Raw genomic sequence first — 21729 nt, 5'->3', positions numbered from 1 at the left:
TTTGTAGAAAACCAGCTAAGAAATCTAGCTATATATTAGTTTTGCTATCCTCTTTGCGGTCAGTCATGCGTCGTCTGAATAAGGAAACTTCTATGGCTACTGCACATGTTTTCATCGCCATCAGTCTAGATGGCTATATCGCCAGGTCCGACGGTGACATTGACTGGCTATTGCAGCGCGATGATCAGAGTGAGGATCACGGCTACCTGGGCTTCATCGCCGATAAGGATGCTATCGTGATGGGGAGGGGGAGCTATGAGAAAGTGCTGACCTTCGACACTTGGTTCTACGACCTGCCAGTAATCGTGTTGTCTCAACAGTTGGCCGATTCACAGGTGCCTAATGCGCTAGAGGGAAAAGTGCGTTTTTCCAACCTCACTCCTTCAGACCTGCTGGCGGAACTGGCGAGGCAAGGTGTGCATCGAGTCTATGTCGATGGCGGGCAATTGGTGCAGTCATTCCTGCGTGACGGGTTAGTCGCCGATATGGTGATCACCACTGTTCCCGTGCTGATTGGGTCGGGAAGACCATTGTTCGGGGCCCTTACGCAGGACATTGAATTGAAGCTAGTAAATAGCCGGTGTTTTCCTTCCGGTCTAGTGCAGTCAACCTATCAGTTGGTTCCTTGATTTTCCGGAGGGAGGCCCGATCCAAAACGCTGGGCGCTCTGGTCGCCAAGATGGCCAAGGAGCATGCTACATTGCGGCCGTAGCGCCGGAGCTGGCAAAGCATGTTTTCAGCCATATCGACCAGCGCGCCGAATCCGATATGAACCTACTGACGCGTTTGGCACGTGAACTGGGCGCCGTGGCGAAGCCGGTCGACGGTCGCCTGGTGGTGGTGCCCAGGGGCGTGGCTCAGATCGACCATGTCCATCACTCGGCCGCTGACGCCTGGAATGGTCGCCGAGGGGCGGATCGATGTGCGCAACCATCGCGCCAGCGCGAACAGACTTTGGCAGGTCGAGTCGGTCATGCATGTCATTGGTTCGGGCGGGGTGTCATCGTCGGCGGCGGAATGTGTGACGCCAGCGTGAGGCCGTCGGGGGAGATCAAGGGACCTACTCGGCCACCGTACGCGGCCCCATGCCGCCCCATGCCGCCCCATGCCGCCCCGAGAAGGAGTTCCAACGCTTGTCTTAGCAGTTGATGGTGATCTTGCAGGCGCCGGTCTTGTAGTCAGGGTTGTCTTTGTGGCCGCAGCCCTGCAGCCCGAAGGGGGGTCGGGTCGAGCCATGGCGTACCGGTGATGACCAGCTTGGTTAACGCCGTAGTCGGAATCTTTGCAAGCTCCGCTCGCTTGAGAAACCTCCCGAGTCACCTCGAAGAGCATAGAGGCTTGCCCTGTAGAGGGCCGTTCTTCGAGAGCAACCAAGACTCCGGATTTTTTTATAGGCCCATTCCCAACCCCGAGACTTGGTCTTTTCGGCAGGTGTTAATTTCACTTCAGAGCCTCTAGCAGTGGAGTTTGCCGGGATCATAGCAATGTGCCTCTGTTAGAAAAGCGTCAAATAATAACCTTTCATGTATCAGGGTTAATACATGTCCGGCGCTTGGTCTTTAGGAGGAAAAAACACGCTGAATACTCGGTTTTTTGGCTGGTGCGTAAGGGCAGGGGCAAACTAGGGGCTTGGGGTTCAGGTCGGCAGAACGCCTGGAAGGGAGGGCACTACTGTCGGAAAATGTACAACCTCGTGTCCCTCGTCCCGGTCTACCTTGTCGCGATCCAGCAACCCGGTGTAATGCGGGTTGTCGCCTTGATCTGCCGACCAAGTGTACTTGTACACCAAGTCACTCTTCGTGATTACAGCCATGTCCCTTCCTCGAGGTGACGGGCAGACAATTCTACGCCATCTCGAAGTTCTAGCGGATGCAGAAAGTTTCGCAATGTCACCTCGTCATTCTCCTGCGGTGGCTTGCGCAAAACCTCCTCTGGAGGCCGCGTGTTTCCGTTTGCATAAGCACAAAAAATCGAATGTTTTGCCACTCTTAAAGGTGGTCATATTCGTTCTAAAACAATAGCTTAGGTCGTTACAGTCCCCGGCATGAGGTGCTAGGGGTCGAGTGTTCGAATCACTCCGTCCCGACCATATTTCGTGAGGAGATCAAGCGCTTAGTGGCTTGGTCCCCCTTCTCGTTTCAGGACTACGCAAAACTACCCAGTGATTTCGCTGATATTCAGATCCGGTATCGCCTCAGGCCGGACGATTTTCTCGTGGTCCCGCTGGTAGTTTTTGGTCATGCCCTCGCTCGCGTGCCCTGCGATCTTCTGTCCATCGTTTCCGGCGTTCTTCTACAGGTGCAGCGACCGCGCCCGCACTTCATGGAAGCTCGGCACCTCCTCCGTGCCAGAGCCGCTACATACGTCAACCCAATAGGCAGATGCATCGGCTAGCAAGTAGATGCTGTGGCGGGGGGGGCGAGCAGCGCTTCCAGGTTTTTTCATCGCATGCGGTATGCCTGTTAGATAAGTCCTTCTCAATGTGTATTGTTTGGACGATGCAGTAGCCGCGATTTCTCACCGAGCGGAAAAGGTTATCTCCTCTAGCGGACCTCTTGAACTTCGCTTGTAGCCTGCTGAGGCACATCACCAGTCCCTTATAGTGGTCAAGGTTTTTGTTTAGTTTTTTGGCAATGGCATCATTACTTACTATCCGTTCTGTGCTGCTTATTAACAAGTCGAGTACTGCGTACTCCATCTTGGTTAGATTGATAGTTTTTTCATTGTTAGTAAGTAATCGCAGAGGCTCGACTAGCATCCATGCATTTGAACTTTGTGCGCGTATTGCGTTGAACATACTCTTTTCAACGGGGGCGTGCGCCTCGAAAGCGGAGGGTCGTCTGGAGGGGGGCGTATCGATATTCATCTAAGTGAGGATGTTTCTTTGGGTGTATTGCTCTTCCGCTAGCTGGCTCGAAATAGAGAAATTCCTAGGTCAGCGGAGATGGCGCAGTGCAATGCAGGGTGTATTTCGGTTAAAACCGGCTAATTTCGGTGATGATACGTTTCAGCAATCATAAAATCTTTAAAAAGATCGAACGTACGTTGGTTTTGATAGGGAGGATTAAGGACATTCCAGCCAGTTGCGGGTGTCTTCGATTTCGTACGGATCCACGGTTTCGCCTCAGTATTTGAGGCGAGGTGGTAGCGGGGTAGCGATAAGATGCAGTGCTAATTCACTCCAGCGTCATCAGTACCGCGAGCGTCATCTTGATGAACTCTTCGTTCTTGTCGATGGTGTCCAAGGCGCCGCGCACGTTGTCGGCGACGTCGGCTGAGCCGCGGGCTTCGACCCAGTTGGAAAGCTCCATGATGGCGGCTTCGAGCGCGAGTTGGTTTTCGTTGATCTTGTACAGCAGGGAGGGGGAAGGTCCGAATGTGGCATCGCAAATCCTCGGTTTTGAGGACAGCGTAGCATCACCTTACGTGAAGGATTTTTAACGATCAGCAGGACGCCGGAGGAGGGGGGGCAGCCGCTGAGTTCTGGAACACGTCCATAATAGTTATGGAACACATGCCGAGAGCCGAGATTTTCACCAAACCCCAGAAACGACAAAGCCCTGAAAAATCAGGGCTTTGTCGTATAAAGATGGCGGAGGCGATGGGATTCGAACTCATGGACCTGTTACAGTCGACGGTTTTCAAGACCGTTGCCTTAAACCACTCGGCCACACCTCCGTTTGCGTTGCGGGCGCCATAATACCTGAATGAAACACACTGTCAAACTCTCTGCATGGCTTGTTACAGAGCGTCTGTTATGATCTTTGCGACTGAACGTTTCAAACCAACAGGAGTGTCGCCATGCGCGAACAGGATTACGCAGTTAATAACAGCGTGCAGGCTGAGCAGCTAGAGGTTAGCCGCGTCCTGCGCAACACTTACGGCCTACTCGCCCTCACCCTCGCATTCAGCGGCGTGATGGCGTTTGTCGCACAGCAGATGCGTGTCGGTTACCCGAACGTCTTTGTGGTGCTGATCGGCTTCTACGGCCTTTTCTTCCTCACCAACAAACTCCGTGACTCGGCGTGGGGCCTGGTTTCTGCGTTCGCGCTGACCGGTTTCATGGGTTTCCTGCTCGGCCCGATCCTCAACCGTTACCTGGGCATGCAGGGCGGCGCGGAAGTGGTCAGCTCGGCCTTCGCGATGACCGCGCTGGTGTTCGGCGGCCTGTCGGCTTATGTGCTGATCACCCGTAAGGACATGAGCTTCCTGGGTGGTTTCATCACGGCCGGTTTCTTCGTGTTGCTGGGTGCGACGCTGGCGAGCTTCTTCTTCAAGATCAGCGGTCTGCAACTGGCGATCAGCGCAGGTTTCGTGCTGTTCTCCTCGGTCTGCATTCTGTTCCAGACCAGCGCCATCATTCACGGCGGCGAGCGCAACTACATCATGGCGACCATCAGCCTGTATGTATCGATCTACAACCTGTTCATCAGCTTGCTGCAGCTGTTCGGCATCATGGGCCGCGATGATTGATCGCCAGCCTTGAGTAAAAAACCCGCTTCGGCGGGTTTTTTATCGTCTGGGAATCGGGGTATCCACGTCTTTGCGAACCAAACAGCACTCACGCCATCGGTGGCAGCCGGCGTTTGATCGGGGTTTTCTTGACGATGGCGGTGTTGGTTTCGGCGTGGGTGTTGAGGCGGTCGAGGAGGGTGTCCAGTTGTTCCATCGAGCGCACATGCAGGCGGGCGATGAAGCAGTCGTCGCCGGTGACTTTGTCGCACTCGGTGAATTCGGGGATCGCCTGAATCTGCCGTTCCACTTCCTGCAACTGGCCCGGTAACGGGCGGATGCGGACGATGGCCTGGAGTTGATAGCCGAAGCATTTAGGGTCGATTTCGACGGTATAGCCCTTGAGTACGCCGCGTTCTTCGAGGCGGCGCAGGCGCTCGGCAACGCTGGGCGAGGACAGGCCGCTGATCTGTGCCAGGGCCTTGAGCGAGCGGCGGGAGTCTTCCATCAATGCGCTGATCAGCACTTGGTCGATGTCGTCGGTCATGGCGAATCCCCTGTTAGGCAATCGGCTGGATAAGCCTTGATAAAAAAGGCAGATACCGAGTTTAGCCTGCTTTTTGCGCTGGAGAAGCCCCTCGGCGGATTGGCATACTTTGGCCTCAAACACAGGAGGTTGATGATGGACAGAACACTACGTCGCGGCTCATTCGAGATGACCGCCGCCATGCTGATTTCCGGGACCATTGGCTGGTTCGTGCTGGTGTCCGGGCAACCGGTGCTGGACGTGGTGTTCTGGCGCTGTGTGTTCGGTGCCGCCACCTTGTTGCTGATTTGCGCGGCGTTCGGCTTTCTGCGCCCGGGCATTTTGACGTCCACCACTTTCGTGTTGGCCGTACTGAGTGGTGTGGCGATTGTCGGTAACTGGGTGTTGTTGTTCGCGTCCTATTCTCGCGCCTCGATTGCCATCGGCACGGCGGTTTATAACGTCCAGCCGTTCATGTTGGTGGGGCTGGCCGCGCTGTTTCTCGGGGAGAAAATCACCCTGAAAAAACTGTTCTGGCTGGGCATTTCGTTTCTCGGGATGCTGGCGATTGTCAGCGCACATGGTGAGCAAGGCGAGGGTGGCAACGATTACCTGATGGGGATCGCTCTGGCCTTGGGTGCTGCCTTCCTGTACGCGATTGCCGCATTGATCATCAAACGCCTGACCGGCACGCCACCGCATCTGATCGCGTTGATCCAGGTCTGCACCGGCGTGCTGTTGCTCGCGCCCTTTGCGCACTTCTCGGCGATGCCGCAAGCGCCCAGTGCCTGGGCCAGCCTGGTGACCCTGGGTATCGTGCATACCGGTTTGATGTATGTGCTGCTTTACGGGGCAATTCAAAAGCTGCCGACCGCCCTGACCGGCGCGTTGTCGTTCATCTATCCGATTGCGGCGATTTTCGTGGACTGGTTTGCCTTCGGTCATCGCCTGGAGCCGCTGCAATGGATCGGTGTCGCCGCGATTCTGCTGGCCGCCGCCGGGATGCAACAGGGTTGGGGCCTGAAGCTTCGGCGGGTGGCTACACAATAAACGGCCTCTCAGATGTTCCAGCGCGGTGCGGTTTTCGCCAGACGCTGGCGCATCTCGCCGATGTTCGCGGCCAATTGTCGGGTCAGCAATCGGTAGCCATCCAGTGGACTGTAGACCGGCATATCAAGCGTAGAGTCCAATGGCGGTTCGGCTGGCCGGCTGAGCCGTTGTGAAGCGCCCGATTTCAATGCCCGGGCCATACCGATCAGTTGCACCCGGATCTGTCGGTGCTCGGTTTTCAATGCCGATTGCAGGTGGGCCATTGCCTCAGAGTCATCGGCATTCGGCCGGCTATTGCCGAGGATTTCCAGGATGCTGACGCACATCCGCAGGTTGCGCTGAATCGCATCGAGTTCGGTCATGGAAACCCGCACCTCCTTGGACACAGAGGGCATCAGTGAGCGCAGTTGCACCATGACTGCGTTCAAGCGATTCATGAGCTTCAAGTGCTCGTCAGCGGCGACGGACTCGCCGTTGATGATACGGCCATAGATTGCCGCGCAGTCGCGCAACGCATCGGCCAGGTTGTAGCGCCAGGAGTACACCGCGTACAGCGGCAGGGCAAAGGAGAAAGCCAGTGCCAGGGCAATGCCGATCAGAATATCCACCCCGCGCCACAGGCCATCGGTGACCGGGTTGTCACCGTGCCCGGCAACGATAAACACGGTGATCGCCGACAGCAGCGCCGTATAACCACCCTTGCCGATGGCGTGGTACGAGAAAAACCCGCACACCACTGACATTGCGAAATAGGTCAGCCACGGCATCCCGAGCCAGGCCTGTTGCGCCACCAGCAACAAGCCGACACCGGCCCCGATCAAGGTGCCGATGGCTCGCTCGGCGGCTTTTTTGCCGATGTTACCGTGGTGCTGCAAACCGCCGATCACCACCAGCATGGTCACCGACGCCCATTCGCCATGGGGCAGATGGATGCCGGTAGTCAGCAGAATCGTCGCCAGCAACCCCAACGAAACCCGCACCGCATGGATCAGTTTGGCGTGGCGGTAGCGCCGGTACGGGTCCAGCAATGGACGCAGTATTCGGCGCAACAGCGGTGGCAGTCGAAGGCCTTTGATGATGCTCAGGTCTGGTGTCCTCAGAAAATTTTGGTGTCCTCAGAAAATATAGTCGGTGGTCAGGAAGCTCGACTTCCGGCCGCTGATGATCTCGCTGAGAAGCTCTTTGCTGCTTTCCTGGAACTTGGTCGCCACCAGGGTCCGGATCGAAAATACCCGCAGCGCATCATGCACCGACAACGTGCCCTCGGCGGAGTTCTTGCGGCCGTTGAACGGGTAGGTGTCGGGGCCGCGCTGGCACTGGGCGTTGAGGTTGATCCGGCCGACCTGGTTGGCGAAGGTGTCCACCAGCCTGCCGACCGCCACCGGGTTGGTGCCGAAGATGCTCAGTTGCTGGCCGAAGTCGGATTCCAGGACGTAATCGATCACGGTGTCCAGATGACGGTAAGGCACGATCGGCACGACCGGGCCAAACTGTTCTTCCTGATAGACGCGCATCTGCGGTGTCACCGGGTACAACACGGCCGGGTAGAAGAACGATGCCCGGGACTCACCACCATTGGGGTTGACCACGGCGGCGCCTTTGCTGACCGAGTCCGCCACCAGCGAATGCAGATAATCGACTTTGCTCGCCTCCGGCAGCGGTGTCAGGGCCACGCCGCTGTCCCACGGCATGCCGGGTTTCAGTGAGGCGAGCCTGGCGTTGAATTTCTCGATGAACGCTTCGACCACGTCTTCATGGACGAAGAGGATTTTCAGCGCGGTGCAGCGCTGACCGTTGAACGACAGGGAGCCGGTGACGGCTTCGCTGACCGCGTTGTCCAGATCCACCTCAGGCAACACGATGCCGGGGTTCTTCGCATCCAGGCCCAGTGCCGCACGCAAGCGGTGAGGCCTTGGGTGGAGCTTTTTCAGGTCGCTGGCAGCCTTGTTGGTGCCGATAAACGCAAAGATATCGATCTTGCCGCTGGCCATCAGTGCGCTGACGGTCTCGCGGCCACTGCCGTAAATGACGTTGATCACCCCGGCCGGGAAGCTGTCGCGAAAGGCTTCCAGCAGCGGACGAATCAACAGCACCCCAAGCTTGGCCGGCTTGAACACCACGGTGTTGCCCATGATCAGCGCCGGAATCAGCGTGGTGAAAGTCTCGTTCAGCGGATAGTTGTAAGGCCCCATGCACAACGCCACGCCCATCGGAACGCGGCGGATCTGGCCGAGGGTGTCCTGTTCCAGTTCGAATCGGCTGGAGCGGCGGTCGAGTTCCTTGAGGGCGTTGATGGTGTCGACGATGTAGTCGCAGGTGCGGTCGAACTCTTTCTCCGAATCCTTGAGGTTTTTGCCGATCTCCCACATCAGCAACTTGACCACCGCCTCGCGCTGTTCGCGCATACGACCGAGGAAGGTCTCGACATGCTGGATACGCTCGGCCACGCGCATGGTCGGCCACAAACCCTGGCCCCGGTCATAGGCACGGACAGCCGCGTCGAGCGCGGTCAGGGCGGTATCGGCATCGAGCAGCGGTGTGCTGCCGAGGATTACTTGTTCGTCGCCATTCGCGCCGCTCAGGTACACCGGGCTACGGACTTGGGCGAGGGGCCCGGACCAGGTTTTCAGTTCACCGTCGACCAGGTATTCGCGCTGTTCGGTCTGGCCGTTGAGGCGATACTTTTCCGGGATGCCGTCGGCGGTGGGAAACAGGTTGCCAAGGATCGATGCTGTGGTCATGTCGCTACCCCGTCTGGATTGGGTGATGCACTGATGAATCGTTTTAGCAGACCTCGGCCTGGCTTGTCATGGCTCATCTTATGGTTTTTTTGACTCGACGTTGTGGATCGAGAATCTGTCGGCCCATCTGCTCATGAAAGCGCCTGTAGCCGTTGCGATCTTTTGCCCTTGAAAACACACAAGTAACGATCCGCCGGTTAAACTTCGCGCTCTTTCTCAAAGGAGTTCATATGAGTTACTACCAGCCGGGCATCCTCGCCACCCCAGTTCCGCCTCAAGCTCGTCATATGTTCTTCGCCCTCGAATCCGCCGAGGCACTGCCGGCAGCGCTGGATAACCTGACGCGCCTGGTGGACGGAAAATCGGCGGTGGTGGGTTTCGGCGAGTCCCTGGTCAAGGCGCTGCACGCGCAGATCGACGGCTTGCGCGCCTTTCCTGCGCTGGTCGGTGTCGGCGTCGACAACCCGTCGACCCAACACGCGCTCTGGTGCTGGTTGCACGGTGTTGACCGTGGCGAGTTGCTCAATCGCAGCCACGCGATCGAAGCCGCGCTGGCACCGGCCCTGCGTCTGGTGCAGATGAACGAAACCTTCCGCCACATGACTGGCCATGACCTGACCGGTTACGAAGACGGCACCGAAAACCCTCACGATGAAGCCGCTGTCGCCGCCGCGCTGCTGGGCCAGGGCGCTGAGGGGCTGGTCGGTGGCAGCTTCGCCGCGATCCAGCAATGGCAGCATGACTTGAAAGGCTTCCACGCGATGCCGTCCCACGAGAAGGACAACATCATGGGCCGGCGCCTGAGCGACAACGAAGAACTCGACGACGCGCCGATCTCTGCCCACGTCAAACGCACCGCCCAGGAAAGCTTCGCACCGGAAGCCTTCGTGGTCCGTCGCTCGATGCCGTGGATCGAAGGCGATCGCGCCGGCCTGATGTTCCTGGCATTCGGTTTTTCCCTCGATGCATTCGAAGCCCAACTGCGACGCATGAGCGGTCTGGAGGACGGCATCACCGACGGTTTGTACCGCATCAGCCGACCGATCACTGGCGGCTACTACTGGTGCCCGCCGCTCAAGGACGGTCGCCTCGACCTGCGCGCATTGCGTGTCGGCTAAATAGCGGATCGCGTACACCTGTAGGAGCGAGGCTTGCCCGCGAAGGCGGTGTGTCAGGTAAAACGCTTTCGCGGGCAAGCCTCGCTCCTACAAAAAACCATCAAAAGGATTTGCTGACACTCGCCACCAGGGTCGCGCTGCACACATCGTCGAACCCCCAGTTACTGATGCATTGGCTTTTCGACAAATCGGTGTCGATGTAACTCAACCCCAGCAGCACCCCGGCCACTTCGCGGGTCAGCTTCGCTTCCCACTCGTGATAAGCCTCCTCGCCATGCCCCGAGGCCGAATACAGGCGCGGGTCTTTGAAGTCCATTTCGCCGTAGCGCAGTTTCAGCCCCAGCCCATAGGGCAACTCGGTTTCGTAGCCAACGTAGCGGTACAACGTGCTCTGTTTGCTGTCGATGCCCGGTGCATCGGCAGAGTAATAGGCCGCGAGTTTCACGCCATAGACGTCGAGAATCCCGTAGACCTCGCTCTGATTGAACTGGCTCTCTTTTGGATACGCGTATTTGAGATAGCCGACATCCAGGCTGATGGCGTCGGTCGCCTGCCACAGCCAACCACCGTAGTAGTCGACTTCCTGGCGGGTTTTCAGGCCACCGCCGAAATCGACGTTCGAACTCCAGGCGCCCAGGTACAGGCCGCTGCTGTGGGCCAGGGTTACACCGGCTTGCGCGGCGGGGTCGTTCTGGGTTTGCGAAATCCCGCGAGTGCGATAGTCGCTGGCCAGGGTCAGGTCGACCAGCACGGCGAAGTCGTCATTCAAGGGCAGGGCCTGGCTGCCCAGGGGCAACAGGCTGAAGGATGCGAGGGCGAACAGGGTGAACGCTTTCATGGTGCAGTGCCTTTGTTGTGATTGTTATGGGCAGATTTGAGACAACGCTGCTCCAGACCCCAGCGATGAACGCGGAGTTGGGCAGCGTGTACAGGCGATTTTTCTCAGAGTGTCGGGGCGTAGACTTCGCGACCGGCGAACCAGGTTTGCAGCACTTGGGTGTCGTGCAGGGCTTTCTCATCGACGCTGAACACGTCGCGGTCCAGCACGATGAAATCGGCTTGCTTGCCGGGGCTCAACGAGCCGATTTGCTTCTCTAGACCGATAGTGCGGGCTGCGTTGAGGGTGTAGGCGTAGAACATCGTTTCCCGGTCGATGCGTTCGTCGGCGTTCAACACACCCAACGGGCCGTTTCGGGTGATCGCCTGGGCGATGGCGTTCCATGGATTGGGTGAAGACACCGGCCAGTCGCTGGCTCCGGCGATCGTCGCGCCCTGTTTGAGCAGCGAGTGCGCCGGGTACTGATAGCGGAAGGCGAGGGCGCTGACGTAAGGCTTGATCATGTCCAGGGTGTAATCGTCGGCGGAGGCCCAGAGCAACTGCATGGAGGCGATGACGTTGAGCGGTTTGAACCGCGCAAACTCTTTCGGGTTGACCATTTGCAAGTGGGTGATCGAGTGAGTCACGCCGCTCTGGCGATCCTTGCGCGCCTGGGCGATGCCGTTCAGGGATTCGCGTACCGCGCGGTCGCCGATGGCGTGGATGTGCACCCGCCAGCCGCGTTGATCGATGGCACTGACCAGTTCGCCGAAGTGCTTCGGATCGATCAGCAACTCGCCCTGTTTTTGCGAGTTGGTGTAAGGATCGATCATCGCCGCGCTCTGGGCCGGGTATTCGATCACGCCGTCGGCAAAAATCTTGATACCGGGCAGGGTCAGGTTGGGGATGCCCTGGAATTGCTGGCGGACCTTGTCCAGCGTGTCGAGATCGGCCGGTACGCTTTTCGGATTGGCCACCAGCAGGGCCGCGACGTGGGCGGTCATGCCACCGCTTTGCGACAGCGCTTTGTACACCGGCAGTACGCCGACGGTTTTCTCCGTGGGTTTAAGGGCAAACACCGGCTCGCCGGGGGCGGCGTTGGCAGCGGGGTCCATCCAGGCCGTAATGCCCAGGCTGTTGTTGTAGCGCACGGCGGTTTGCGCGGCGCGCAGCATGTCGGTGGCACTGGGCGCGGGCATTTTTAACGCAACCCGATCCCAACCGGCGTCCACCAGAAAACCGTTGGGGCTACCGTCGGCAAGCTTGCCTATGGTGTCGAGTTCGGCGGCCGGCAGGTTTTGCAGCAGGATGGCGTCGATGCCCGCGCGTTCGAGCATGACGTTGTTGGCCCAGGCGGTGTGGTGGTCGCTGCCGGTGAACACCACAGGCACCTTGGCCCATTCGCCGCTGTTGAATTTTTTGCCGAGGGCCTCGGCCTGGGCCCAATACGCCGAACTCATGCCGGCCACGCTCAGCACATCGCCGTGTTTCGCCTTGCCGTCATCACGCCATCCGCGCAGGCGTTTTTCCAGCTCATCGAGGTCGACCACCTCATCTTCCATATTGGCCGAGGCCATTTCCAGACCGCCGAAAATCGCGTGGGAATGGCTGTCGATCAGGCCGGGCATCAACGTCTTGCCGCCGAGGTCGATCACTTTCGTTTGCGATTCAATCAAGGCTTTTATCTGTGCATCGCTGCCAACTTGCAGCACTTTGCCGTCCTGCACCGCCAGGGCCTGCACCTTGGGCTGGTTGCGGTCGGCGGTGAATATCTTGCCGTTGAGCAGCACCAGATCGGTCGCTGCCATGGCTTCCATCGAGGCAAAAGCCACAGCGGCCATCAATAGATTCGGGAGGAATCTTTTCATTGAATGTTTCCTTGTTATTGCGTCTGATGGCCAGATTAGTGGCTGCTTATGCTCAACAGAACGCCTCACTCACGAAAAACGTTTTTGCCGGAATGGAAAAAGAATGGACAAGTTGGGTGCGTTGAAAATGTTCGTGGTCACGGCGCAACTGGGCAGTTTCAGCCGCGCCGCCGAGCAACTGGGCAAGACCCCGTCGGCCCTGACCAAAGCGGTCAATCACCTGGAGGCCGAGCTCGGTGCCCGGCTATTCGAGCGCAGCACCCGGCGGATTCTGCTGACGGAAGTGGGGCGGCTCTACCTGGAAACCGCGCGTCAGGTGTTGCAGCGGCTGGACGAGGCCGGTGAGGAAATCGAGCAGTTGCAGCATGGCCTGCGCGGCAATCTGAAAATCACCGCGCCACTGGCCTATGGGCATGCCTTTCTCGATCAGGTGTGTGGCGGTTTTCTGGAGCAGTATCCGCAGATCAATCTGCAAGTGGACCTGTGCGATGAGTTCGTCAATCTGCTGGAAAGCGGCTACGACCTGGCCCTGCGCGAAGGCCATGACGACCTGCCGGGGCTGATCGCCCGCGTCGTTGGCAGCAATCGTCTGGCGTTGTGTGGCAGCCCGGCCTATCTGGCGCGCAAGGCGTTGCCGGTCACCCCGCAAACCCTCGATGAGCACGAATGGTTGCTGTATCGCCATCCCTTGCTCAGCCGCGAATTCTGGTGGGCCGAGCGCGATGGGCAGCGCTTGAGCCTGCCGCAACCCCAGGCGCCACGGCTGCGCAGCGACAATTACGACTTGCTGCTGGCCAATGCGCTGGCCGGACGCGGGTTGTTGCACACGCCGCTATGGAGCGCTGCGCCGTATCTGGCCGACGGTCGACTGGTGCGGGTGATGGCGGACTACGACATCGATCCCGACAGCTTTGGCCCGCACATTCTGGCGGTGTACCCGAGCCATCGGCGAGCGACCGCCAAAGTCGTGGCTTTTATCGATTACATCGCCGGGTTTCTGGCCTCTCGCGGGCTGAGCTGACTGGCGGTCCTTGCCAGGAAAAAGCCGAAAGAGTACAAATGTACTCCATGACGACTTTAACTCCCCGCCGTACCGCCATCCTGACCTTCATCCGCGATCGCATCGCCGAACACGGTCAGCCCCCGAGCCTCGCTGAAATCAGCGAGGCCTTCGGTTTCGCCTCCCGTAGCGTGGCGCGCAAGCACGTGCTGGCGCTGACCGAGGCGGGTTTCATCGAGGTCAATCCGCATCAGGCGCGCGGCATCCGCTTGTTGAACCAGCCGCCGCGGCCCGAGCTGCTGGACGTTCCGGTACTGGGCCGCGTGGCGGCCGGTGCGCCGATCGGTGCCGATGCCGAGGTCCACAGCCGCTTGCTGCTCGATCCGTCGATCTTCTCGCGGGTGCCGGATTACATGCTGCGGGTCCAGGGTGATTCGATGATCGAGGACGGCATTCTCGACGGCGATCTGGTGGGCGTGCGGCGCAATCCTGAAGCGCTCAACGGCCAGATCGTGGTGGCGCGGCTCGACGGCGAAGTCACCATCAAGCGTTTCGAGCGGGTCGGCGATGCCGTTCGCCTGTTGCCTCGCAATCCGGCTTACCAGCCGATCATTGTTCGAGCTGATCAGGAGCTGGCCATCGAAGGCGTGTTCTGTGGTCTGGTGAGGCAAGGGTGATGGGCGCCGTCGTTGCGCTGGATACGCTGTTCAATGGCGGCCAGGTCTGGAAGGGCCGACCTGCGCCACCGGCCGTCAGCCCGCAACCCACAGGGCATGTGGCGCTGGATGCGGCGTTGCCGAGCGGTGGCTGGCCGGAAGCGGCGCTGAGCGAAATCCTCCTGGCCGGGCAGGGCGTGGGTGAGTTGCAACTGGTGTGGCCGACGCTGGCACGGCTGTCGGCGGCGGGCGAGCGCATCGTGCTGGTGGCGCCGCCCTACGTGCCGTATCCCCAGGCCTGGCAGAACGCCGGGGTCGATCTGCGCCAGTTGTCGATCATCCAGGCCAGCGAGCGCGATGCGCTGTGGGCGGCGGAACAATGCCTGCGTTCGGGCAGTTGCGGGGCGGTGTTGTGCTGGCCGCACAAGGCCGATGACCGGGCGTTGCGACGTTTGCAGGTGGCGGCCGAAACCGGGCAGACCCTGGCGTTCGCCTATCGCTCGCTCAGTGAAGCCATCAACCCGTCGCCAGCGGCCCTGCGCATCGCCATCGACGCCAAGCCTGCTCAGTTGCGGGTGCTCAAGTGCCGGGGCGGGCTGGCCCGTTCGGCGCCGATTGCCTTTGCCGTGGGGCATTGAGGTTGCCATGCGCTGGGTGTGCATTGTCTTCCCACAATTGGCGCTGGACGCGGTACTGCGTCAGCGCCCCGACCCCGATGAGCCGTTGGCGCTGCTGACCGGCCCGGCCCAGCGGCGGGTGCTGCAGGCGGTCAACGGTGCGGCGCGGGCGCTGGGTTTGCGACCCGGTCAGTCGATGACCGCCGCCCAGGCGCTGAGCAAAGGGTTCGTCACCGTCGAATACGATGCCGCCGAAATCGAACATTGGCAGCAGTTCCTGGCCGCCTGGGCCTATCGGTTCAGCTCCCAGGTCAGCGTGCATTACCCGCGTGCCGTGGTGTTTGAAATCGAATCCAGCCTGGGCTTGTTCGGGCCCTGGCCGCAGTTCGAGGCGCGGCTGCGCGCCGAGCTCGCTGAGCTGGGGTTTCGCCATCGGATTGTCGCCGCGCCAAATCCGGTGGCGGCGCGGGTGCTGGCCAACGTTTATGACGGTCTGGTGGTGCCGGACAATCAAGCCTTGCAGCATCACCTCGGGCAACTGCCCGTCGATCGCATTGCCCTGGAGCCCAGCGTTGCTACGGCGTTATCGCGCATGGGGCTGCGCACCTTGAGTCAGGTGCAGGCGCTGCCCCGGCATAGCCTGGCCCGGCGTTTCGAGGCCCAGGTGCTCAAGCATCTGGACAGCCTGTTCGGTGAGCGGCGGCTGGCACTGGCGTTTTACCTGCCGCCGGACCGTTTCGATGTGCGCATCGAACTCAATTTCGATGTGCAATCCCATCAGGCATTGTTGTTTCCTTTAAGACGATTGACCGGCGATCTGTCGGCGTTCCTCTGCGGCCGGGACAGCGGCGTGCAACGTTTCGACTTGCACCTGGAACACGCCGGCTTGCCGGACACCGTGATCAAGGTCGGCCTGCTCAGCGCCGAGCGCGATCCGGCGATGCTGTTCGAACTGGCCCGGGGGCGGCTGGAACAGGTTCAGGTCGAGGCGCCGGTGCGCGGTTTTCGTCTGCGCGCCGAAGATCTGCCGGCCTTCGTGCCCCAGCGTCAGGAGCTGTTCGACGACCGTCCGCAGCAGTCCTTGCCCTGGGAGCAACTGCGTGAACGCTTGCGCGCACGGCTGGGGGATGACGCGGTGCAGGGCTTGCGCTTCCAGGCCGATCACCGGCCGGAATGCGCGTGGCAGACCACTGTCGACAGCCAGGCCTGCGGGGGGCTGCCTGCCGTGCAACGCCCGGGCTGGTTGCTGACTGAACCGCAGGCGGTACACGAAAGCTCGACGCGCATCCTCATGGGGCCGGAGCGCATCGAGTCCGGCTGGTGGGACGGCGGCGACGTGCGCCGCGATTACTACCTGATCGAAACCCGTTCCGGTCAGCAGGGCTGGGCCTATCGGGCGGTGGGCGAAGACGGTCCGTTGTGGCTGCAAGGCTGGTTCGCATGAGCGTCGACTATGCCGAGCTGCACTGCCTGTCCAACTTCAGTTTCCAGCGCGGTGCCTCCAGTGCGCTTGAGCTTTTTCAACGGGCGAAAAAGCAGGGCTATCAGGCGCTGGCGATCACCGACGAATGCACCCTGGCGGGTATCGTCCGTGCCTGGCAGGCGGCCAAGACCGTGGAGCTGCCGCTGATCATCGGCAGCGAAATACGTATCGAAAATGGCCCGAAACTGGTGCTGCTGGTGGAAAACCTCGAAGGTTATCAAGCCCTGTGCCGACTGATTACCCGCGCCAGACGCCGCACGCAGAAAGGCCAGTATCAGGTGCTGCGGGAGGATTTCAGCGAGCCGTTGCCGGGGCTGTTGGCGTTGTGGGCGCCGGACGCCGTCGATGATTTTGCGCAGGGCCATTGGCTGAAGCAGAGCTTCGCCGAGCGCCTGTGGCTGAGCGTTCAGTTACATCGCGGGCAGGACGACACTCGGCGACTGGCGGCACTGCTGACCCTGGCGCGGGAACTGCGGATCCCGGCGGTGGCCAGCGGCGATGTGCATATGCACGCCCGCGGCCGGCGCGCCTTGCAGGACACCATGACCGCCATCCGCCATCACGTTCCCGTGGCCGAGGCCGGGTTGCGTCTGCACCCCAATGGCGAACGGCATTTGCGCAGCCTCGACGACTTGCGCGATCTCTACCCGCAGGCGCTGCTCGACGAGACGCTGAACATCGCCCGGCGCTGTACTTTCGACCTCGGTCAGTTGCGTTATCAATATCCCCGGGAACTGGTGCCCGAGGGGCACACGGCCACGTCCTGGCTGCGGGTGCTGGCAGAAAAGGGGATTCGCTGGCGCTGGGAAAAAAGCCCCAAGGCCGAGGTGTTGGCGCAGATCGACAAGGAACTGGAGCTGATTGCCGAGCTGGGGTACGAGAGTTATTTCCTGACGGTTCACGACATTGTGAATTTCGCCCGCCAGCAACACATCCTTTGCCAGGGCCGCGGTTCTGCCGCCAACTCGGCGGTGTGCTTCGTGCTGGGGATCACGGAGATCGACCCGGAACGCAGCACGCTGCTGTTCGAGCGTTTTCTCTCCAGGGAACGCAACGAACCGCCGGACATCGACGTGGATTTCGAGCACGAGCGGCGCGAAGAAGTCCTGCAGTATGTGTTTCAGCGTTATGGCCGGGCCCGTGCGGCGCTGACGGCGGTGGTCAGCACTTACCACGGTGCCGGCGCAATCCGCGACGTGGCCAAGGCGTTGGGTTTGCCGCCGGATCAGGTCAACGCCCTGGCCGACTGTTGCGGCCACTGGAGTAATCAGGCGCCGCCCGTCGAGCGCCTGCGTGAAGGTGGTTTCGACCCCGATAGCCCGGTGTTGCGTCGAGTGCTGAGCCTGACCCAGCAACTGATCGGTTTTCCCCGGCACCTGTCCCAGCACCCTGGCGGTTTCGTGATTTCCGAGCAGCCTCTGGACAGCCTGGTGCCGGTGGAAAACGCCGCCATGGCCGAGCGCACCATCATCCAGTGGGATAAGGACGATCTGGATGCGGTCGGGCTGCTCAAGGTCGATATTCTGGCGCTGGGCATGCTCAGCGCGATTCGCCGTTGTTTCGATCTGCTGCGTCGGCACCGGGGCCGCGACCTGAGCCTGGCGACGGTGCCGGCCGAAGACCCGCAAACCTACGAGATGATTGGCCATGCGGACACCATCGGGGTGTTCCAGATCGAGTCCCGGGCACAGATGTCGATGCTGCCCAGGCTCAAGCCCAAGAACTTCTACGATCTGGTGATCGAGGTGGCGATCGTTCGTCCGGGGCCGATTCAGGGCGGGATGGTGCATCCCTACCTGCGGCGGCGTAAGGGCGAAGAAGAGGTGAAATACCCGTCGAAAGAACTTGAAGCGGTGCTGAAACGTACGCTGGGCGTGCCGCTGTTTCAGGAGCAGGTGATGCAGATCGCGATTGTCGCCGCCGACTACAGCCCCGGCGAGGCTGATCAGTTACGCCGCTCCATGGCGGCCTGGAAACGCCACGGCGGACTGGAACCGCACAAGGAACGCCTGGCGGACGGAATGAAGAAAAACGGCTACACGGCGGAGTTCGCCGCGCAGATCTTCGAGCAGATCAAAGGCTTCGGCGATTACGGTTTTCCCGAATCCCACGCCGCCAGTTTCGCCTTGCTGACCTACGCCAGTTGCTGGTTGAAATGCCACGAGCCGGCGGCTTTCGCCTGTGCGCTGATCAACAGCTGGCCGATGGGGTTCTACAGCCCGGACCAGATTCTCCAGGACGCCCGCCGCCATCATTTGCAGATTCGCCCGGTGGACGTGCGGGCCAGTGACTGGGATTGCAGCCTGGAACCGATCACCGGTGCGCAGCCGGCCATTCGCATGGGGCTGCGGATGATCAAGGGCTTTCGCGAAGACGATGCCCGGCGTATCGAGACGGCAAGGTCGAAAGGGGCGTTTGCCGACATCGCCGACCTCGGCGAACGGGCACGACTCGATGCCCGCGCCCAGGAACAACTGGCCGATGCCGGTGCGCTGCGCGGGCTGGCCGGTGACCGGCATCGGGCGCGCTGGGAGGTGGCGGGGGTGCATAAGCAGCTCGGTTTGTTTGCCGGTCTGCCGAGTCAGGAAGAGCCGGCGGTGGATCTGCCTAAACCCACCGTGGGCGAGGACCTGCAAGCCGATTACGCCAGTGTTGGCACCACCCTCGGCCCGCATCCGCTGGCGTTGCTGCGGGGGGAACTCAAGGCCCGGCGCTGTCGCAGCTCCAGGGAATTGCTGATGGTCGAGCATGGGCGTCCGGTCAGCGTCGCCGGGCTGGTCACCGGTCGACAGCGTCCGGGAACCGCCAGCGGTGTGACCTTCGTGACACTTGAAGACGAATTCGGCAACGTCAACGTGGTGGTCTGGCGCGATCTGGCCGAACGGCAACGGCAGGTATTGGTCGGCTCGCAATTGCTCAAGGTCGACGGGCGCTGGGAACAGGTGGGCGAGGTGCGGCACCTGATTGCCGGACGCTTGAGCGACCTGAGTTCATTGCTCGACGGTATCCATGTGCGCAGTCGGGATTTCCACTGAGCCTTGGCGGTGGATATGTCACCTGCGCAGGAGCAGCTTGTCGCAGGGGCCGGTCGAGAATCAGCTATACCTCAATGAAACCATTGGCGTCGGCAGTGCTCGAAACAAACGGGCAGGCACCGTCTCCTCATGCTGTTGCACTGCCTGAAAACATGTCATTCACAAGACATAGGCCAGTCGATGCAGTTTCTAGACAATAGCCACGGTTGTACCGGTTGGAGCGGCGAAATGGCCGAACGCATTCGTGCGTTCGACTGGAGCCTGACCGAACTCGGACGCATCGACACCTGGCCCGGGAGTCTGTGCAGCGCGGTGCAGTTACTGCTTGCTTCACCGCTGCCGATGGTGATGCTGTGGGGCCGCCCCGGTTACATGATCTATAACGACGCCTACTCAAGATTTGCCGGTGGCCGCCATCCTTACCTGCTGGGCTCCCCGGTGGAGTTGGGCTGGCCGGAGGTCGCCGAATTCAATCGGCATGTGGTGGACACCTGTCTTGCGGGCGGCACCTTGTCTTATCACAACAAAGCCCTGGTATTGCTGCGCGACGGCGTTCCCGAAGACGTCTGGATGGACCTTTACTACAGTCCTGTCTCCAATGATGACGGGTGTCCCGCCGGGGTCATGGCAATGGTGGTCGAAACCACTGACCATGTGATTTCCGAACGCCGACGCCAAGAAGCCGAAAACGCCTATCGTGCCGATAATGAAAGGGTTCGCCTGGCCCTCAATGCCGGGGCTTTGCTCGGCTCGTTTGTCTGGGACATCAAGGCTGATGTGCTATCGGGCGACGAGCGATTCGCCCGCACGTTTTCCTATCCGCCAGGCCAGGACCTGGCCAACTTGCCACCAGCCATCGCCCAAATGCAGATTCATCCCGATGATCGCAGCTGGGCCCGGGAGCGGATGAATCAGTCGGTGGAAACCGGCGTGCCCTATAACGCCGAATATCGGGTCCTGCGTCCCGATGGCAGTTACCTGTGGGTGCTCGCCAGCGGGTGTTGCGAGCTCAATGAGCAAGGTGAAGCGTTGCGCTTTCCAGGGGTGTTGATCGACATCCACGAACGCAAGATTGCCGAAGAGTCCTTGCTCAAGTTCACCCGCAACCTGGAGCAACGAGTCGCTGAAGAAGTCGAGGCGCGGCTGGCGGCCGAAGAGCAGCTGCGTCAATCACAGAAGCTCGAAGCCATTGGTGGTCTCACCGGCGGGGTGGCCCATGACTTCAACAACCTGTTGCAGGTGATCGCCGGCAACCTGCACTTGCTGGCGCGTCATGAGCCGGACAACGCCAACGTGCAGCGCCGGGTTGGCGCCTCGATTGCCGCAGTCGAGCGCGGGGCCAAATTGTCTTCGCAATTACTCGCCTTTGCCCGACGTCAGCCGTTGTCACCGGCCGTATGCGACCCACGGCAGATCTTCGAAGACCTCGGGGAATTATTGCAGCGCGCGCTGGGAGAGACGATCCAGATCAAGGTGTCCGCACCTGACGATCCATGGCACCTCTACGTGGACTGCAATCAACTGGAAAACGCCATTCTCAACCTTGCGATCAACGCCCGAGATGCCATGAACGGCGAGGGGACCATTGCCCTCAGCGCAGAGAACATCGTCCTCGACCGCAAGTTTTGCGCCGGCAAGGGCATCGTCGCTGGCGATTATGTCTGCGTGACGGTGGCGGACTCGGGCGTCGGCATGCCGCCGCAAGTGCTTGCACAGGCCTTCGAGCCGTTTTTCACCACCAAGGCTGATGGTCAAGGCACCGGCCTGGGTTTGAGTATGGTGTTCGGGTTCGTCAAACAGAGCGGCGGGCATATCGAGATTTCCAGCGTCGTCGGGCGGGGCACTCGGGTGCGGCTGTATTTCCCTCGCAGCTTGCGCCCGTTGCCTGATGAAACAATGCGCCATGCTCCGCAGCACCGGGGCGGGCATGAAACCATTCTGGTGGTCGAGGACAACGAAGCGGTGCGCAGTTCGGCCGTGGACTTGTTGTGCGAAGAGGGCTATCAGGTACTGACCGCGGCCAACGGTGACCTGGCGATGCAGATGTTGCTCGACGGTGCGACAGTGGACCTGATCTTTACCGACGTGGTCATGCCCGGCTTGATCAAAAGCTCGGACCTGGCCGCCTGGGCCAAGGTGCAAAACCCTCCGGTGGCGGTGTTGTTTACCTCCGGACACACCCGCGACATCATTTCGCGCGATCACCAACTCAGCTCTGACACTTATTTGCTGAGCAAACCTTATGGTCCCGAGGCGCTGACACGAATGGTTCGTACGGTACTCGGTGGTTGATTCAAGGGGGGCTTTCCAGGCGCTCGGGCAAGGGGGTATCGCGTTTGCGACAGGACGACGAACGGACGCCGCTG

At 60.4% G+C, this 21729-nt stretch carries 17 protein-coding genes, 1 tRNA gene and 2 pseudogenes; 11 read left to right on the top strand and 9 right to left on the bottom strand.

Features of this window, described 5'->3' with window-relative positions; genetic code table 11:
- Positions 1-92 precede the first annotated feature (92 nt).
- Together AC07V0_RS03780 and AC07V0_RS03775 are read left to right on the top strand one after the other, a co-directional pair.
- Complete coding sequence (locus AC07V0_RS03780; RefSeq protein ID WP_457327502.1) at positions 93-629, top strand: dihydrofolate reductase family protein; 537 nt, start codon at positions 93-95, stop codon at positions 627-629.
- Between the two features lie 239 nt (positions 630-868).
- Positions 869-1036, top strand: coding sequence for a hypothetical protein (locus AC07V0_RS03775; RefSeq protein ID WP_158245530.1), 168 nt, complete (start codon positions 869-871; stop codon positions 1034-1036).
- Positions 1037-2154: 1118 nt separating this feature from the next.
- Here AC07V0_RS03775 and AC07V0_RS03770 read toward each other — a convergent pair.
- The 4 genes and pseudogenes from AC07V0_RS03770 to AC07V0_RS03755 form a co-directional block, all read right to left on the bottom strand.
- Positions 2155-2343 (bottom strand): annotated as a pseudogene (locus tag AC07V0_RS03770) (integrase); the annotation flags it as partial.
- Positions 2344-2365: 22 nt separating this feature from the next.
- The gene (locus AC07V0_RS03765) at positions 2366-2758 is read right to left on the bottom strand and encodes a winged helix-turn-helix domain-containing protein (protein WP_477748916.1); all 393 of its coding nucleotides are present in this window, start codon (positions 2756-2758) and stop codon (positions 2366-2368) included.
- A 418-nt stretch (positions 2759-3176) separates the two neighbouring features.
- Positions 3177-3385 (bottom strand): annotated as a pseudogene (locus AC07V0_RS03760) (hypothetical protein).
- A 205-nt stretch (positions 3386-3590) separates the two neighbouring features.
- Positions 3591-3678: transfer RNA gene (locus AC07V0_RS03755), tRNA-Ser, on the bottom strand.
- A gap of 123 nt (positions 3679-3801) precedes the next feature.
- On the opposite strand from AC07V0_RS03755, the gene AC07V0_RS03750 reads away from it, so the two are divergent.
- Positions 3802-4473 carry a Bax inhibitor-1/YccA family protein gene (locus tag AC07V0_RS03750; protein WP_018927616.1) on the top strand — a complete coding sequence of 224 codons (672 nt, stop codon included), beginning with the start codon at positions 3802-3804 and terminating at the stop codon, positions 4471-4473.
- 88 nt (positions 4474-4561) lie between these two features.
- Here the strand turns inward: AC07V0_RS03750 and AC07V0_RS03745 are convergent, their stop codons facing one another.
- On the bottom strand, positions 4562-4999 hold the full coding sequence (locus AC07V0_RS03745; protein WP_007941786.1) for an Lrp/AsnC family transcriptional regulator: 438 nt from the start codon (positions 4997-4999) through the stop codon (positions 4562-4564).
- A 135-nt stretch (positions 5000-5134) separates the two neighbouring features.
- Here AC07V0_RS03745 and AC07V0_RS03740 point away from each other — a divergent pair, with 135 nt between their 5' ends.
- Complete coding sequence (locus tag AC07V0_RS03740) at positions 5135-6028, top strand: DMT family transporter (RefSeq protein WP_258613782.1); 894 nt, start codon at positions 5135-5137, stop codon at positions 6026-6028.
- Positions 6029-6036: 8 nt separating this feature from the next.
- On the opposite strand, the gene AC07V0_RS03735 is transcribed toward AC07V0_RS03740, so the two are convergent.
- On the bottom strand, positions 6037-7056 hold the full coding sequence (locus AC07V0_RS03735; protein WP_019578458.1) for an FUSC family protein: 1020 nt from the start codon (positions 7054-7056) through the stop codon (positions 6037-6039).
- Positions 7057-7143: 87 nt separating this feature from the next.
- Positions 7144-8769: an NADP-dependent glyceraldehyde-3-phosphate dehydrogenase gene (locus AC07V0_RS03730; protein WP_457327501.1), complete on the bottom strand. Its 1626-nt coding sequence runs from the start codon at positions 8767-8769 to the stop codon at positions 7144-7146.
- A gap of 230 nt (positions 8770-8999) precedes the next feature.
- Here AC07V0_RS03730 and AC07V0_RS03725 point away from each other — a divergent pair, with 230 nt between their 5' ends.
- Positions 9000-9887, top strand: a complete 888-nt coding sequence (locus AC07V0_RS03725) for a Dyp-type peroxidase (RefSeq protein ID WP_457327500.1) — start codon at positions 9000-9002, stop codon at positions 9885-9887.
- Between the two features lie 100 nt (positions 9888-9987).
- Here AC07V0_RS03725 and AC07V0_RS03720 read toward each other — a convergent pair whose 3' ends face one another.
- Together AC07V0_RS03720 and AC07V0_RS03715 are read right to left on the bottom strand one after the other, a co-directional pair.
- Positions 9988-10725 carry a TorF family putative porin gene (locus AC07V0_RS03720; protein ID WP_019649203.1) on the bottom strand — a complete coding sequence of 246 codons (738 nt, stop codon included), beginning with the start codon at positions 10723-10725 and terminating at the stop codon, positions 9988-9990.
- A gap of 104 nt (positions 10726-10829) precedes the next feature.
- On the bottom strand, positions 10830-12572 hold the full coding sequence (locus AC07V0_RS03715; protein WP_457327499.1) for an amidohydrolase: 1743 nt from the start codon (positions 12570-12572) through the stop codon (positions 10830-10832).
- Positions 12573-12675: 103 nt separating this feature from the next.
- Between AC07V0_RS03715 and AC07V0_RS03710 the strand changes: the two genes are divergently transcribed.
- From AC07V0_RS03710 to AC07V0_RS03685, 6 genes are all read left to right on the top strand, one after another.
- Positions 12676-13593: a LysR family transcriptional regulator gene (locus AC07V0_RS03710; protein ID WP_018927623.1), complete on the top strand. Its 918-nt coding sequence runs from the start codon at positions 12676-12678 to the stop codon at positions 13591-13593.
- Between the two features lie 38 nt (positions 13594-13631).
- Positions 13632-14249, top strand: coding sequence for a transcriptional repressor LexA (gene lexA / locus AC07V0_RS03705; protein ID WP_018927624.1), 618 nt, complete (start codon positions 13632-13634; stop codon positions 14247-14249).
- Positions 14249-14866 carry a translesion DNA synthesis-associated protein ImuA gene (gene imuA / locus AC07V0_RS03700; RefSeq protein ID WP_457327498.1) on the top strand — a complete coding sequence of 206 codons (618 nt, stop codon included), beginning with the start codon at positions 14249-14251 and terminating at the stop codon, positions 14864-14866. Before lexA ends, imuA begins: the two co-directional genes overlap by 1 nt.
- Before the next feature lie 7 nt (positions 14867-14873).
- The gene (locus tag AC07V0_RS03695) at positions 14874-16289 is read left to right on the top strand and encodes a Y-family DNA polymerase (protein ID WP_457327497.1); all 1416 of its coding nucleotides are present in this window, start codon (positions 14874-14876) and stop codon (positions 16287-16289) included.
- A complete protein-coding gene (locus AC07V0_RS03690; protein ID WP_495019388.1) occupies positions 16265-19363 on the top strand; it encodes an error-prone DNA polymerase in 3099 nt (1032 codons plus the stop codon). Before AC07V0_RS03695 ends, AC07V0_RS03690 begins: the two co-directional genes overlap by 25 nt.
- Before the next feature lie 180 nt (positions 19364-19543).
- Complete coding sequence (locus AC07V0_RS03685) at positions 19544-21655, top strand: hybrid sensor histidine kinase/response regulator (RefSeq protein WP_495019387.1); 2112 nt, start codon at positions 19544-19546, stop codon at positions 21653-21655.
- The last annotated feature ends 74 nt before the right edge of the window (positions 21656-21729 follow it).

It is taken from the genome of Pseudomonas sp. GW821-FHT01E10 (assembly GCF_059422365.1).
This window is presented reverse-complemented; position numbering and strand designations above follow the sequence as displayed.

Bases quoted from the DNA above. Each gene is read 5' to 3' on its own strand.
- AC07V0_RS03780 (WP_457327502.1), top strand. From the start codon at position 93: ATGGCTACTGCACATGTTTTCATCGCCATCAGTCTAGATGGCTATATC.
- AC07V0_RS03775 (WP_158245530.1), top strand. From the start codon at position 869: ATGTCCATCACTCGGCCGCTGACGCCTGGAATGGTCGCCGAGGGGCGG.
- AC07V0_RS03765 (WP_477748916.1), bottom strand. From the start codon at position 2,758: ATGCTAGTCGAGCCTCTGCGATTACTTACTAACAATGAAAAAACTATC.
- AC07V0_RS03750 (WP_018927616.1), top strand. From the start codon at position 3,802: ATGCGCGAACAGGATTACGCAGTTAATAACAGCGTGCAGGCTGAGCAG.
- AC07V0_RS03745 (WP_007941786.1), bottom strand. From the start codon at position 4,999: ATGACCGACGACATCGACCAAGTGCTGATCAGCGCATTGATGGAAGAC.
- AC07V0_RS03740 (WP_258613782.1), top strand. From the start codon at position 5,135: ATGGACAGAACACTACGTCGCGGCTCATTCGAGATGACCGCCGCCATG.
- AC07V0_RS03730 (WP_457327501.1), bottom strand. From the start codon at position 8,769: ATGACCACAGCATCGATCCTTGGCAACCTGTTTCCCACCGCCGACGGC.
- AC07V0_RS03725 (WP_457327500.1), top strand. From the start codon at position 9,000: ATGAGTTACTACCAGCCGGGCATCCTCGCCACCCCAGTTCCGCCTCAA.
- AC07V0_RS03720 (WP_019649203.1), bottom strand. From the start codon at position 10,725: ATGAAAGCGTTCACCCTGTTCGCCCTCGCATCCTTCAGCCTGTTGCCC.
- AC07V0_RS03715 (WP_457327499.1), bottom strand. From the start codon at position 12,572: ATGAAAAGATTCCTCCCGAATCTATTGATGGCCGCTGTGGCTTTTGCC.
- AC07V0_RS03710 (WP_018927623.1), top strand. From the start codon at position 12,676: ATGGACAAGTTGGGTGCGTTGAAAATGTTCGTGGTCACGGCGCAACTG.
- lexA (WP_018927624.1), top strand. From the start codon at position 13,632: ATGTACTCCATGACGACTTTAACTCCCCGCCGTACCGCCATCCTGACC.
- imuA (WP_457327498.1), top strand. From the start codon at position 14,249: ATGGGCGCCGTCGTTGCGCTGGATACGCTGTTCAATGGCGGCCAGGTC.
- AC07V0_RS03695 (WP_457327497.1), top strand. From the start codon at position 14,874: ATGCGCTGGGTGTGCATTGTCTTCCCACAATTGGCGCTGGACGCGGTA.
- AC07V0_RS03685 (WP_495019387.1), top strand. From the start codon at position 19,544: ATGCAGTTTCTAGACAATAGCCACGGTTGTACCGGTTGGAGCGGCGAA.